The 12,112-nt window shown below is 58.1% G+C and carries 13 protein-coding genes and 1 other RNA gene; 9 read left to right on the forward strand and 5 right to left on the reverse strand.

Annotated features, from left to right (window positions below):
* Positions 1-32 precede the first annotated feature (32 nt).
* Together BT119_RS17250 and zapE are read left to right on the forward strand one after the other, a co-directional pair.
* On the forward strand, positions 33-1,382 hold the full coding sequence (locus tag BT119_RS17250; RefSeq protein WP_054082044.1) for a tryptophan--tRNA ligase: 1,350 nt from the start codon (positions 33-35) through the stop codon (positions 1,380-1,382).
* A 62-nt stretch (positions 1,383-1,444) separates the two neighbouring features.
* A complete protein-coding gene (gene zapE / locus BT119_RS17255) occupies positions 1,445-2,539 on the forward strand; it encodes a cell division protein ZapE (protein WP_003340671.1) in 1,095 nt (364 codons plus the stop codon).
* 58 nt (positions 2,540-2,597) lie between these two features.
* On the opposite strand, the gene BT119_RS17260 is transcribed toward zapE, so the two are convergent.
* Positions 2,598-3,503 (reverse strand): GlxA family transcriptional regulator, encoded by a 906-nt coding sequence (locus tag BT119_RS17260; protein WP_161429478.1) that lies wholly within the window; start codon positions 3,501-3,503, stop codon positions 2,598-2,600.
* Between the two features lie 494 nt (positions 3,504-3,997).
* Here BT119_RS17260 and rplM point away from each other — a divergent pair, with 494 nt between their 5' ends.
* From rplM to BT119_RS17280, 4 genes are all read left to right on the forward strand, one after another.
* A complete protein-coding gene (gene rplM / locus BT119_RS17265; RefSeq protein ID WP_002555065.1) occupies positions 3,998-4,426 on the forward strand; it encodes a 50S ribosomal protein L13 in 429 nt (142 codons plus the stop codon).
* Positions 4,427-4,440: 14 nt separating this feature from the next.
* A complete protein-coding gene (gene rpsI, locus BT119_RS17270) occupies positions 4,441-4,833 on the forward strand; it encodes a 30S ribosomal protein S9 (protein ID WP_002555064.1) in 393 nt (130 codons plus the stop codon).
* A gap of 281 nt (positions 4,834-5,114) precedes the next feature.
* On the forward strand, positions 5,115-5,732 hold the full coding sequence (locus BT119_RS17275; protein WP_003431480.1) for a glutathione S-transferase N-terminal domain-containing protein: 618 nt from the start codon (positions 5,115-5,117) through the stop codon (positions 5,730-5,732).
* A gap of 17 nt (positions 5,733-5,749) precedes the next feature.
* Complete coding sequence (locus BT119_RS17280) at positions 5,750-6,169, forward strand: ClpXP protease specificity-enhancing factor (protein WP_003313571.1); 420 nt, start codon at positions 5,750-5,752, stop codon at positions 6,167-6,169.
* 59 nt (positions 6,170-6,228) lie between these two features.
* On the opposite strand, the gene BT119_RS17285 is transcribed toward BT119_RS17280, so the two are convergent.
* The 4 genes from BT119_RS17285 to BT119_RS17300 all read right to left on the reverse strand — a co-directional run bounded on the left by BT119_RS17285 (position 6,229) and on the right by BT119_RS17300 (position 9,754).
* On the reverse strand, positions 6,229-6,807 hold the full coding sequence (locus BT119_RS17285; RefSeq protein WP_003364054.1) for a BON domain-containing protein: 579 nt from the start codon (positions 6,805-6,807) through the stop codon (positions 6,229-6,231).
* Complete coding sequence (locus BT119_RS17290; RefSeq protein WP_003418801.1) at positions 6,804-7,397, reverse strand: phosphoheptose isomerase; 594 nt, start codon at positions 7,395-7,397, stop codon at positions 6,804-6,806. The genes BT119_RS17285 and BT119_RS17290 overlap by 4 nt, the downstream gene beginning before the upstream one ends.
* 171 nt (positions 7,398-7,568) lie before the next feature.
* Complete coding sequence (locus BT119_RS17295; RefSeq protein ID WP_170846025.1) at positions 7,569-7,943, reverse strand: YraN family protein; 375 nt, start codon at positions 7,941-7,943, stop codon at positions 7,569-7,571.
* Positions 7,940-9,754: a penicillin-binding protein activator gene (locus tag BT119_RS17300; RefSeq protein WP_024662621.1), complete on the reverse strand. Its 1,815-nt coding sequence runs from the start codon at positions 9,752-9,754 to the stop codon at positions 7,940-7,942. Before BT119_RS17300 ends, BT119_RS17295 begins: the two co-directional genes overlap by 4 nt.
* Positions 9,755-10,034: 280 nt before the next feature.
* Here BT119_RS17300 and rsmI point away from each other — a divergent pair, with 280 nt between their 5' ends.
* The 3 genes from rsmI to mraZ all read left to right on the forward strand — a co-directional run bounded on the left by rsmI (position 10,035) and on the right by mraZ (position 12,111).
* Positions 10,035-10,904, forward strand: coding sequence for a 16S rRNA (cytidine(1402)-2'-O)-methyltransferase (gene rsmI, locus BT119_RS17305; RefSeq protein ID WP_003431476.1), 870 nt, complete (start codon positions 10,035-10,037; stop codon positions 10,902-10,904).
* A gap of 85 nt (positions 10,905-10,989) precedes the next feature.
* Positions 10,990-11,347, forward strand: an RNA gene (gene rnpB / locus BT119_RS17310) — RNase P RNA component class A.
* A 308-nt stretch (positions 11,348-11,655) separates the two neighbouring features.
* Positions 11,656-12,111, forward strand: a complete 456-nt coding sequence (gene mraZ / locus BT119_RS17315; RefSeq protein WP_002555055.1) for a division/cell wall cluster transcriptional repressor MraZ — start codon at positions 11,656-11,658, stop codon at positions 12,109-12,111.
* Position 12,112 lies beyond the last annotated feature (1 nt).

A 12,112-nucleotide genomic window follows, 5' to 3' on the forward strand; every position in this document is an offset into this window, starting at 1 on the left:
CCGTATTGCATCCTATTGATAAGCGACCTGCCATGACCACTCGTATCCTGACCGGTATCACGACCACCGGCACTCCCCATCTGGGCAACTACGCGGGCGCCATTCGCCCGGCCATTGTCGCCAGCCGTCAGAGCGATTTCGACTCGTTCTACTTTCTGGCCGACTACCACGCGCTGATCAAATGCGATGACCCGCTGCGCATTCAGCGCTCGCGTCTGGAAATCGCCGCGACCTGGCTGGCAGCGGGGCTGGACGTTGATCGTGTGACCTTCTATCGCCAGTCGGACATTCCCGAAATCCCGGAACTGACCTGGCTGCTCACCTGCGTCGCGGCCAAGGGCCTGCTCAATCGCGCCCACGCCTACAAGGCGTCGGTGGACAAGAACGTGGAAAGTGGCGAAGACCCGGATGCAGGCATCACCATGGGGCTGTACAGCTACCCGGTGCTGATGGCTGCCGACATCCTGATGTTCAATGCGCATCAGGTTCCGGTAGGGCGTGATCAGATTCAGCACGTTGAAATGGCCCGTGATATAGGCCAGCGTTTCAATCACCTGTTCGGCAATGGCAAGGAGTTCTTCGTCATGCCCGAGGCATTGATCGAAGAGAGCGTAGCCACGCTGCCAGGCCTGGACGGTCGCAAGATGTCCAAGAGCTACGACAACACCATCCCGTTGTTCAGCGGTGCCAAGGACATGAAAAGCGCGATATCGCGCATCGTCACCGACTCGCGTGCGCCGGGCGAAGCGAAAGACCCGGACACCTCCCACCTGTTTACTCTGTACCAGGCGTTCTCGACGGCCGAGCAGTGCGCTGAATTCCGCTCTGACCTGTTGCAGGGCCTGGGCTGGGGCGAAGCCAAGAATCGTCTGTTCACGTTGCTGGATGCACAACTGAGCGAACCCCGTGAAAAGTATCTGGGGCTGATCGAGCGTCCTGCCGATCTCGAAGACATCCTGCTCGCTGGCGCGCAGAAAGCCCGTCGCGTCGCCACTCCGTTTCTCGAGCAATTGCGCGAGGCGGTGGGCCTGCGGTCGTTCCGTACCGTGGTGCAGAACGCCGACACCGGCAAGAAAAAGGCCAGCAAGGGCGCTCGTTTCGTCAGCTTCCGTGAAGACGACGGCAGCTTCCGTTTCCGCCTGCTGGCAGCCGATGGCGAGCAGTTGCTGTTGTCGCGCAACTTTGCCGATGGCAAGGCTGCAGGCGTGGTCAGCAAGCAGTTGCAGCAGGGCGGCGAACTGGACCTGCGCAGCGAAGACGATCGCTTCACGCTGTGGCTGGACGGCGCCTGTGTGGCGGACAGTCCGGTATTCGCCGACGCTGCCGCGCGCGACAGTGCCATCGAAACTCTCAAGCTGGCGCTCGCTCCTCAACAGGACTGATTGCCAATCCCCGGGGTCGTCGCTACAGTGACGACCCGTTTTTGTTGCCTTGCTAACGAATTATGACGCCCCTAGAACGATATCAAGCTGATCTGAAACGCCCGGACTTCTTTCACGATGCCGCGCAGGAAAACGCTGTGCGTCATCTGCAGCGCCTGTACGACGATCTGATCGCCGCTCACGACAGCAAGCCTGGCCTGTTCGGCAAACTGTTCGGCAAGAAAGAGCAGACGCTGGTCAAGGGGCTGTACTTCTGGGGTGGCGTAGGCCGCGGCAAGACGTATCTGGTCGATACGTTCTTCGACGCACTGCCGTTCCAGGACAAGGTCCGTACGCACTTCCACCGCTTCATGAAGCGCGTGCACGAAGAGATGAAGACCCTCAAGGGCGAGAAAAACCCGCTGACGATCATCGCCAGGCGGTTTTCCGACGAGGCGCGGGTCATCTGCTTCGACGAGTTTTTCGTCTCCGATATCACCGATGCCATGATCCTCGGCACGCTGATGGAAGAGCTGTTCAAGAACGGCGTGACGCTGGTGGCTACGTCCAACATCGTCCCGGACGGCCTGTACAAGGACGGCCTGCAGCGGGCGCGTTTCCTGCCGGCCATCGCGCTGATCAAGCAGAACACCGACATCGTCAACGTCGACAGTGGCGTCGATTACCGTCTGCGCCACCTGGAGCAGGCCGAACTGTTCCACTTTCCGCTTAACGAAGTTGCACAGGAAAGCCTGCGTAAAAGCTTCAAGGCCCTGACGCCGGATTGCGCAGAAACCATCGAAAACGATGTGTTGATGATCGAAAACCGCGAGATCCGCGCGCTGCGCACCTGTGATGATGTGGCCTGGTTCGACTTCCGCGAGTTGTGCGACGGCCCGCGCAGTCAGAACGATTACATCGAGCTGGGCAAGATCTTCCATGCCGTGCTGATCAGCGGCGTCGAGCAGATGGACGTTGCTACTGACGACATCGCCCGGCGCTTTATCAACATGGTCGACGAGTTCTACGATCGCAACGTCAAGCTGATCATCTCGGCCGAGGTTGAATTGAAGGACCTGTACACCGGCGGCCGGTTGATGTTCGAGTTCCAGCGTACCCTCAGCCGCCTGCTGGAAATGCAATCCCACGAATTCCTCTCGCGGGCGCACAAGCCTTAGCAGTTGCGGCGAGCTTCAGGCGACAGGCCTGAAGCTCGATCACGCTGCGCCTTGCACCTCAAAGCCGCTCTTTATGGCCTTCGAACTGTTGCCGGTACTGATTGGGTGACAGCTCGGTGTGCTGGCGGAACAGTCGGGCAAAAAAGCTGGCGTCGTCGTAGCCCACCTCATAGCTGATGGTCTTGATGCTCTTGCGCGTCCCAGAGAGCAATCCCTTCGCCGTTTCGATCCGCAGTCGTTGCAGGTAATGCAGTGGCTTGTCGCCCGTGGCGGTCTGAAAGCGGCGCATGAAATTGCGAATGCTCATGCCATGCTCGCGGGCCACGTCTTCAAAGCGGAACTTGTCGGCAAAGTGCTCTTCCAGCCAGTGCTGAATCTGCAGGATGACCACGTCCTGATGAAGCTTCTGACCGCCAAAACCGATTCGCCCGGGCGAGTAGGTGCGACGCACTTCATAGAGGATGTCGCGGGCCACGGCCTGGGCGACATTGGCGCCGCAGAAGCGCTCGATCAGATAAATATACAGATCGCAGGCTGAGGTCGTGCCGCCCGCGCAATACACGTTGTCGGCGTCGGTGAGGTGCTTCTCCTGATTGAGCAGGACCTTAGGATAGCGCTCGGCAAATGCGCTGAAAAAACGCCAGTAGGTCGTCGCTTCCTTGCCGTCCAGCAAACCGGCTTCGGCAAGCCAGTAGACGCCGGTGGCTTCGGCGCAGAGTACGGCGCCGTTGGCGTGCTGTTCGCGCAACCACGGCAGGATCTGTGGATAGCGCTGACAGAGGGTTTCAAAATCGTCCCAGAAGGCCGGGATGACGATAATGTCGCTCTGGCACAGCGCGCCGTCGACCGGCAGGGTGACATCGCTGAAGCTGCTGACAGGCAGCCCGTCGGGGCTGACCAGGCGCGTTTCGAAGGCGGGCACCAGGCCGTGGCCCAGTTGCTTGCTGTAGCGCAGGCTCGCCAGGTGGAAGAAGTCCTTGGCCTGCATGACAGTGGAGGCAAACATCTTGTCCGTGGTCAGAATACTTACGCGGCGCAGAGGAGTGGCGTGTCGGATCGGCATAATCGTTATTCTTATATGGGTAAATGGTCAAGCTACGGCTGGATCGTCTTATTTTTTGCCAAAACTGTCCAGTCTCGTTACGTGGAGCCCCTTGGCAGGGCACCCATGATGGCTTTGTGCTAAGAGGGTCAATATCCGCCAATCCACGCCTCGCAGGCAATAAACAGAATGTGAACAAAAAATCCGGTTGAGGTTATTTTTACAGTCTGTATAATCCGCCAGCTCTTTGCAGTGGAAGTGATGCGCCGTCTGCCGAAGAATCTTGCCGTATAACGGACGCGCTGACCCGAGCCCCCGATAGCGTCTGTTTCCGGCTGCCTTTGACTTGTCAAAGTACGCACTATTCAGTAAGATCCGCCGTCTAATTTTCAGGGCGGCCCCTGAGGCTATAAAGAATGAAAACTTTTACTGCTAAACCGGAAACAGTTAAGCGCGACTGGTTCGTCGTCGACGCTGCTGGTCAGACCCTGGGTCGTCTGGCCACCGAAATCGCGAGCCGTCTGCGTGGCAAGCACAAACCGGAATACACTCCGCACGTTGATACCGGCGACTACATCGTCGTGATCAATGCCGAGCAGATCCGCGTTACTGGTGCCAAGACCACCGACAAGATCTACTACTCACACTCCGGTTTTCCGGGCGGGATCAAGTCGATCAACTTCGAAAAGCTGATCGCCAAAGCTCCTGAGCGCGTGATCGAGACCGCGGTCAAAGGCATGCTGCCTAAGAACCCGCTGGGTCGCGACATGTATCGTAAGCTGAAAGTCTATGCGGGCGCTGTACACCCTCATACTGCTCAGCAGCCCCAAGAACTGAAGTTTTAACGGAATAGTTCATTATGTCGGCGACTCAAAATTACGGCACTGGCCGTCGCAAGACCGCAACCGCTCGCGTTTTCCTGCGTCCGGGTACTGGTAACATCTCGATCAACAACCGCTCCCTGGACAATTTCTTCGGCCGCGAAACTGCCCGCATGGTAGTTCGTCAGCCGCTGGAACTGACCGAGACCGTTGAAAAGTTCGACATCTACGTCACCGTTATCGGTGGCGGCGTAAGTGGTCAGGCTGGCGCAATCCGCCACGGTATCACTCGCGCTCTGATGCAGTACGACGAGACACTGCGCGGTGCTCTGCGTAAAGCAGGCTTCGTGACTCGCGATGCTCGTGAAGTTGAACGTAAGAAAGTCGGTCTGCGTAAAGCGCGTAAGCGTCCGCAGTACTCGAAGCGTTAATACGCTCTTCGTTCAAAGAAAGAACGTCCATCCCCTCGCGGGGCTGGGCGTTTTTTTATGGGCGTGATTTTTACGGTCATGATGTTTTTGCGTTGCTCGTTTTACGTCGATATTGTGAAATTTATCCGCCTGTCGACGAAGATTACGGAATTTACATCGCGTAAATGAGCTATCTTGTGGCCCGCGACGAACGCCTGTCATGTTGTGTTCATTATCGGATGCGCCCTTGAAGCGCGTTCGTTCGTCTGTCCGATAAATTTTAACAAGCGAGGAGGATCGCCATGGGCGTGACCAACCGGTTGGCCTGCTACTCCGACCCCGCCGACCACTATTCTCATCGCGTACGCATTGTGCTCGCCGAGAAGGGTGTCAGCGCCGAAATCATTGAAGTGGCGGCAGGTCGTCATCCGCCGCAGCTGATTGAAGTAAATCCATACGGCAGCGTGCCGACCCTCGTCGATCGTGACCTGGCGTTGTACGAGTCGACCGTGGTGATGGAGTATCTGGATGAGCGCTATCCACATCCGCCTCTGCTGCCTGTCTATCCGGTTGCCCGTGCCAACAGTCGTTTGCTGATCCATCGTATCCAGAGAGACTGGTGTGGCCTTGTCGACCTGATTCTGGATACGCGCAGCAAAGAGCCTGCTCGTGTTCAGGCGCGCAAGGAGCTCCGCGAGAGTCTGGCCGGGGTTTCTCCGTTGTTCGCGGAAAAAGCTTTTTTCATGAGCGACGAGCTAAGTCTTGTTGACTGCTGTCTACTCCCCATACTCTGGCGTTTGCCAATTTTGGGTATTGAATTGCCGCGGCCTGCCAAGCCGCTGCTTGATTACATGGAGCGCCAATTTGCGCGTGAGGCTTTTCAGGCGAGTCTGTCTGCTGCCGAACGTGAAATGCGCTAAGGCTTAAGGAGCCGTTAATGAACTCCAGTCGCCCTTATCTTGTTCGTGCTCTTTACGAGTGGATCGTCGATAACGATTGCACCCCGCATGTGCTGGTCAATGCGGATTACCCGTCGGTGCAGGTCCCGCAAGGGTTTGCCAATGACGGACAGATTGTCCTGAATGTTTCGCCGAGTGCCGTGCGTCATCTGCATATGGATAACGAAGCGGTGAGCTTCGAAGGCCGCTTCGGCGGTGTGCCGCACACGCTTTATGTGCCTGTCGCTGCCATCCTGGGTATTTATGCCCGCGAGAACGGTCAGGGAATGGTTTTCGATCTGGAGCCTTCCATGGAAGAGGGCGAAGAAATCGAGATCGAGATCGAAGACGATACGCCTCCGCCAGACAGCGAACCGCCTCGTCCGAGTGGCAGGCCGAGTCTGAAGGTCGTGAAGTAAAAACCGGCAATAAAAAAGGCGATCTTCGGATCGCCTTTTTCATGCCTGTCGGTTACCCGTCAGTCGATGTACTCGAAGAGTTTGACGATCTTCTGCACGCCGGAGACGCCCTGTACCAGGTTGGTGGCGCGATTGGCTTCGTCCTGGGTTACCAGGCCCAGCAGGAAGACGATGCCGTTCTCGGTCACCACCTTGATGCGCGAGCCGGGAATGGATGCGTCAGCGATCATCTGGCTTTTGATCTTGGTGGTCAGCCAGGCGTCATTGTTGCGCGCCAGCAGCGAGGAGGGTGCCATCACCTGCAGTTCGTTGTTGACCTTCTTGACGCGCTGAACAGCGCTGGCGGCCTGTTCGGCCATTGCCTTGAGGTCGGCACGCGGTGTCTGGCCAGCCAGCAGCACGATGCCGTTGAAGCTGGTCACGACGATGTGCGAGCCCTCTGCGAGGTCAGGGTTGGCCTTGGAGATGTTGACGGCTGCCTTGGTCTCGATCAGTGAATCGTCGATCTTGCTGCCGAAGGTGCGCGTGCCGCGATCGTCTTCGATCGGTTTTTCGCGAGTGGCCGTGATCACCGAACTGCATCCGGTGATGCTGAGGCACAGTGTCAGAACCAGTAGGCTGAGACGATTAGGGGTCATTCTTCACTCCCGAACAGTTGGCTGTCGATCAAATCGCAAAGGCAATGGATCGCCAGCAGATGGACTTCTTGTATGCGTGCCGTGACATTGGCGGGTACGCGGATCTCCACATCCTCGGGCAATAGCAGCGAGGCCATACCGCCACCGTCGCGTCCCGTCAATGCTACGACAATCATTTCGCGATCATGTGCGGCCTGGATGGCTTGAATAATATTCGCCGAGTTGCCGCTGGTGGAAATGGCCAGCAACACATCGCCTGGCTGACCCAGCGCGCGAATCTGTTTGGAGAAGATTTCGTTGTAGCTGTAATCGTTGGCGATCGAGGTGATCGTCGAGCTGTCGGTGGTCAGTGCAATCGCTGGCAGGCTCGGCCGCTCGCGCTCGAAGCGGTTGAGCAGTTCCGAGGAGAAGTGCTGTGCATCGCCCGCTGAACCGCCATTGCCGCATGCGAGCATCTTGCCCTCGTTGAGCAGGGCATTGACCATGACCTGACTGGCTTGCTCGATAAAGGGTGCAAGGACTTCCATCGCCTGTTGCTTGGTTTCGATGCTGGCCTGGAACAGCCGGCGAATTCGGGATTGCATGTCCATCAATGTGACCTTAATTAGAGCGTACGGCGGCGGGACGGATGCGCCGGGTTCTCCCGGGAGCTATCCGGCACACAAGGTGTGCAGCCGGCAAAACAAATAGCGAAATCGGTGACGGTTAGTAGTGTGTTGCAGGTCATGACTCAAGTCGGATTGCTGCTTCACTGCGCCAGGTCAGCTGTCAAAAGCGCTCTTGATCCAGTTCAGTGGTGCGGCCTTGCCGGGCTCGCCTTCAATGGCGATCACGTCGAAACGGCAGGGGTGATTGGCCCAGGCCGTTGCGTGCTGCAGAAAAAGCTGTGCGGCTGTGACGAGTTTCTCCTGCTTGCGAAAATCCACGCTTTCCGTGGCGCCGCCCCATCCTGAATGGCGCCGGTAGCGAACTTCGACGAATACTACTGTATCGCCGTCAAGCATGACTAGATCAAGCTCGCCGCGTTTGCATAACCAGTTTTGTTCAATCAGGCGCAGGCCCTGCTGCTGCAAAAACTGCAGGGCGAAGGCTTCGGCCTCGCGCCCTGCTTGCTGGCGGGTGCTGCGTTGCATCAAGGAGCGGTGTCCGGCAGGCGCTGGATCTTGCCGTCGACGAACTCGGCCCATGGCAGCTGGCGTTCGACGCGGCGGCCAGGGTTCAGGCTGAGGCTACCGGACAGCCCGTCAATGCGGCTGTCAGGCATCGCCTTGAGTTGAGCGAGGCGCGGCGCCAGGCGATACGCGTCGATACCCATCGCATACAGACGACCCAGGCTGCCTGCAGCCTGTGGCCATTGTGCGGTGACCTGCTGGCGCAGCGGGTCTTCGGCGTTCAGCAGCCATGGCGTTTCGCAGAAGCGCACGCCATTCAGGTCCATGTATTGGGCGTGATCGTTGCTGTTGGTGAACAAGTGCGAAGTGGCATAGACCGGAACGTCACCGGCGTACTGGAAGACCATGGTGGGTTTGATCTGTTGCGCTTGTTGTGGCGTCGCGGCGAGGAACATGAAGTCGATGTCCTGGCGACGGCTCGGCTGAGCTGCGATCTGAGTGCCGGCCGTGCTTTGCAGGCGCTGAGCGCGGCCTTCGCTATTGCGCAGCTGGAACAGGTCGGCGACCTGCTGTGCCAGTTCTACCGGCTGATCAACGTGCTCTGCAGCGATCAGCGTACCGCCCTTGGCTTGCCAGCTCTTGCGGAAGGCATCCAGCACGCGGTCGCCCCACTCACCTTTCGGAACCATCGCCACGGCGCTGCGCTTGCCGTCCGCCCAGGCACGACGAGCAACCTCGCGGGCTTCGTCTTCTGCGGCCAGGCCGAACTGATACAGCTGCGCCGGGCCTTCATTGCTGGTATCGCTGTAGTTCAGCGCCAGAGTGGTGATAGGCAACTGCTGACGGCTGTTCAGTTGTTTGACGAGATTCTTTTCCAGCGGACCGACGACCAGTTGCACACCAGCGGCCTGAGCCTGACGGTAGAACTCGTCCATCGAGGTGATTCGCGAGCTGTCGAAGACCTGAATGGCCGGAGGATTCTCACCTGCTTGCTGAGCCTGGAAGTGCGCGGCCATGAAGCCTTCGCGCAGCGCCTTGGCGACTGCGGCCAATTGGCCATCCTGCGGCAGCAGCAGGGCAATTTTGGTAATCGGCTCGCTGGTCAGTGCACGCAGCTGCGCGAGAGCGGTTGGCAGTTGCAGTGCAGCAGGGTGTTTCGGATTCTGCGCTTTCCAGCTGTCGATGGCAGCCTGTTGCTGCTCAAGCGTGCCTGCGCCCTTGATCGAGCGAGCCAGGTTCAGCCAGCCGCCCATATCGTCGGTCGCTGTGCTCTGCAGTTGCTCGGCGGGCAGGGCAGAGACCAGTGTCCAGATCGCGTCATTGTTGGCGCTGGCGTCTGCGCCTTGCAGCAACGGGCCGGCATAAACACGTTCATTGGCGGCTGCGAGCGCCTGGCCATCGGCTTCAAGAGCGCGTGCCTTGACCATGTGCGTGCGAATCTGCTGCTCGACCGACAGCTCGCCCAGGCGCTGCATGCTTGGATGATTCAGGGCGGTCAGCGCTGCCTTGGGTTGATTACGGCCCATCGCCAGTTCGGCGGACAGTGTGCTGGCGAAAACCTGCAAGCCGGGCTTGAGTTGATCGATTTGCACCTGTCCGAGGATTTGCGCGGCGCGTCCTGCGTCATTCTGGCGGCTGGCCAGATCGGCCGCACTCAAGCGCAGCGTTGCGGCCTGCTCGGGGGTTTTGGCGCTGGCGGCCTGCTCGAGCAGTTGCTCGATGCTGGCATCAGGGGTTCGAGGCAGCTCGCCAAGGCTGGACGAGGGCGAGCTGGCACAGGCTGCAAGGAGGGCAGCGAGGCAGAGGGCAGAGAGCAGCCGCAGACAAGCGATCATTGGTATGTTCCTGAAACTCGAGCGAATTAACGGGGGATTGTACCCAAGCGCTGGCCGGGGTGCGATGTCGAAGGTATTTAAAGCCGTGATATCAGTCGCGTTAAGGTCATCTGGCGGCCAAATCGTTCAATTGGAGAGGTGCGCCGCGTTTCTTGCTCGGGTCTGAACATGTTTTCATTCCTTTTTTGTCGGCATCCTGACGCGCGAACCGTTCCGCCGCGCCGCAGCCTGTACAATGCAGTTTTTCCAAGCACCTGTTATAACCTGCGAGGTTTGCGTTTTGACTGTTCCGGTTGTTTCGAATTCCACTCCGGGTTCGCTTTATGTAGTGGCGACTCCCATCGGCAATCTGGACGACATGAGTGTGCGAGCCTTGAAGGTGTTGCGTGAGGTCGCGCTGATCGCAGCTGAAGACACGCGCCATTCCGCACGGCTGATGCAGCACTTCGGCATCTCGACTCCATTGGCAGCCTGTCACGAACATAACGAACGTGATGAGGGTAGTCGCTTCATTACACGTCTGCTGGCCGGTGATGACGTTGCGCTGATTTCCGATGCCGGCACGCCATTGATCTCCGACCCCGGTTATCACCTGGTGCGTCAGGCGCGTGCCGCAGGTGTTCAGGTTGTACCGGTGCCGGGCGCGTGTGCCTTGATTGCGGCTCTGTCTGCGGCCGGGCTGCCGTCGGATCGATTCATTTTCGAAGGTTTTCTTCCGGCCAAGGCTGCGGGTCGCAAGGCCAGGCTCGAGCGTGTCAGGGAAGAGCCACGCACGCTGATCTACTATGAAGCGCCGCACCGCATCCTGGAGTGCCTGCAGGATATGGAGCTGGTCTTCGGTGCTGACCGTCAGGCCTTGCTGGCGCGTGAAATAACCAAAACTTTCGAAACCCTCAAGGGTCTGCCTTTGGGTGAGCTGCGTGCATTCGTCGAATCGGACAGTAATCAGCAGCGCGGAGAATGCGTGGTGCTGGTGGCTGGCTGGACGCCGCCGGATGACGAAGATGTCATTGGTGAAGAGGCTCGTCGGGTGCTGGATCTGCTGCTTGCAGAGATGCCGCTCAAGCGCGCCGCAGCGCTGGCAGCCGAAATAACCGGCGTGCGCAAGAACCTGCTGTATCAGGTGGCGCTGGAGAAACAGAAGGAGTAACGGGGGCTTTTGAAGGGGGTAAGCGAGCCACACAATGCTATTAAAGCTTGTTCTTGATGGCGTGTGCCGCTAACCTTGTCGGCGGAGAGTCGATTGGACAGTCGCTGCCTCTTGTTGTTCCGCAACAAGGGGGGGAGGAAAGTCCGGGCTCCATAGGGCGGAGTGCCAGGTAACGCCTGGGAGGCGCGAGCCTACGGAAAGTGCCACAGAAAATAACCGCCTAAGCGCTTCGGTGCCGGTAAGGGTGAAAAGGTGCGGTAAGAGCGCACCGCACGTCTGGTAACAGTTCGTGGCAAGGTAAACCCCACTCGGAGCAAGACCAAATAGGGTTCCTAGGCGTGGCCCGCGCTGGAACCGGGTAGGTTGCTAAAGGCGTCCAGTGATGGCCGTCGTAGAGGAATGACTGTTCTCGACAGAACCCGGCTTACAGATCGACTCTCCACCTTTTTTTCTTCCCCTTCGTTTCACGCAGCAAAACCCCTCCGTAATACCAAAAAAATCTTACAGCTCATAAATCACATTAACTTTGAATCGCAACGATTTGAGCTGTGTGGGATTTATCCGTCAGTTCCTTCGCAAAATTACCTTTTTAGCCCTGATACCTCTCCTAAATCTCCGAAATGTAAGGGTTTTCCTTAAGACCGTGCCTTGACGGTGTGGTGGGCGCGTTCCTATAGTGTGCGCAAGTGGCAGAAAGTGGCACGAAGTGGGTTTTTTTAGCGCAAAAAGCTAATATTCGGAGAATGCGCCTGTGTTCCGTGGTGCCAATGCGATCAATCTCGATGCCAAGGGCCGTCTCGCTATGCCGAGTCGGTACCGTGACGAGTTGGATTCGCGTAGCGCCGGCCAACTTATCGTGACCATTGATGCCGTTGATCCATGCCTTTGCCTTTATCCGCTTTCCGAATGGGAGCTGATAGAAGCAAAACTTCGTGATCTGGCGACGTTTCGTGAAGAGAACCGCCGTCTGCAAAGGCTTCTGATTGGTAATGCTGTCGATCTGGAACTCGACGGGAGTGGGCGTTTTCTGGTGCCGCCGCGCCTGCGCGAGTACGCCAGGCTGGATAAGCGCGTAATGCTGGTGGGCCAGCTCAACAAGTTTCAACTGTGGGACGAGGACGCCTGGAATGCTCTTGCTGATGCTGACCTGGCTGCCATTCAAAAACCTGGCGCGATGCCCGACGAATTACGTGATTTGATCCTGTGAC

The sequence above is a fragment of the Pseudomonas sp. NFACC10-1 genome (genome assembly GCF_900119195.1).
In the GTDB taxonomy this organism is placed as follows: domain Bacteria; phylum Pseudomonadota; class Gammaproteobacteria; order Pseudomonadales; family Pseudomonadaceae; genus Aquipseudomonas; species Aquipseudomonas cerasi.